General features: G+C 47.2%; 1 protein-coding gene. It reads left to right on the top strand.

The annotated features are described in order from the left end of the window. Positions 1-491: 491 nt before the first annotated feature. Positions 492-977, top strand: coding sequence for a hypothetical protein (locus KDK13_RS04450; RefSeq protein ID WP_257283728.1), 486 nt, complete (start codon positions 492-494; stop codon positions 975-977). Positions 978-1,009: the final 32 nt, after the last annotated feature.

Raw genomic sequence — 1,009 nt, 5'->3', positions numbered from 1 at the left:
TTTTCATATGAGAGCATTTTCATAATTAATGCATATAAGGCAGTTGTTGTTATATTTCCAGGTGTGGTTATTGGACTTAGTACTACGGTATTCAAATCTACAGTCAATAAAACAGTTTTTCTGCTAATCAGCGTGTAATGGTGCAATTGTTCTTTGAGTGATTTGTAATTTATGTGAATTAACCATTATAAAAGAAAAGGGGATCAGGCAGCTGCAATGTATGGGCAGGTTTGTCAGATGAAGTCTGTGAATGCCCCCTGTTTTTAATCACTAACCTTCGTTATCTTAAAGGTTATCTTAAAGACAGGGTTCAGGAAATCGGTGCCCAAGGCCAGTATCAAGTCTGGGCTATTCGGGACAGGGGGTGTCTTGCGCTGGCATTGTTTTCGTGTGGTTGCCGTGTGGGACAGTGGATTTTCGGATCACCTCCTGATCCCCGGACAGGGTCGGTTCTTGCGACAGTGGATGTCAAAACTCATACAGGGAAGCTGATGATGAAATGGATGCCCATCATGGTTTATATGGCGTTGTTTCTTGTTTCGCCAGGAAGTTCAGAAGCCCATGGCCCGGGTAAGTTTGTCCCGGTTTCAGGGAGAGAAGCCCCGGGCAGCCGATCAAATGATGCTGTTGTTGCGGATAGTGAGAATAGCTGGCTAACCGGGATATTGGTCGGAAATCCCGGTTCCAAAGAGTGGGTCAATGGCATTTTGTGGAGTTCCGGGGAACTGGTAGTGCATGCTACTGAAGCGTCGCAGCTTTCGCAGTACCCCTCCTTTCAATATTCGCTTTCTGCCGAAGACTCGGGCCAAGAACTTTGGCAGGATCTGGTTGCTGCACGAGATTCAGAAACTCTCGTTTTTTCCTTCAGAAGTAAAGCCTTCTGGAGCAGTCCTTTCAGTTCTGAAAGTGACTTCATTCTTACCAAACGCGTCGTAAAGCATCGCCTAATCGGGCCGGGCCGGGCCGCGCAGGCGTAGAGCGCTCCGCTTGAGTGTTTGTTCATTCCCTG

The organism is Endozoicomonas sp. SESOKO1 (assembly GCF_024606265.1).
Taxonomy (GTDB): Bacteria; Pseudomonadota; Gammaproteobacteria; order Pseudomonadales; family Endozoicomonadaceae; genus Endozoicomonas.
Note: the sequence above shows the minus strand (reverse complement) of the source record. Positions and strands in the feature narration are given on the sequence as shown.

Coding starts and splice junctions, on each gene's coding strand:
- KDK13_RS04450 (WP_257283728.1), top strand. CDS start 492: ATGATGAAATGGATGCCCATCATGGTTTATATGGCGTTGTTTCTTGTT.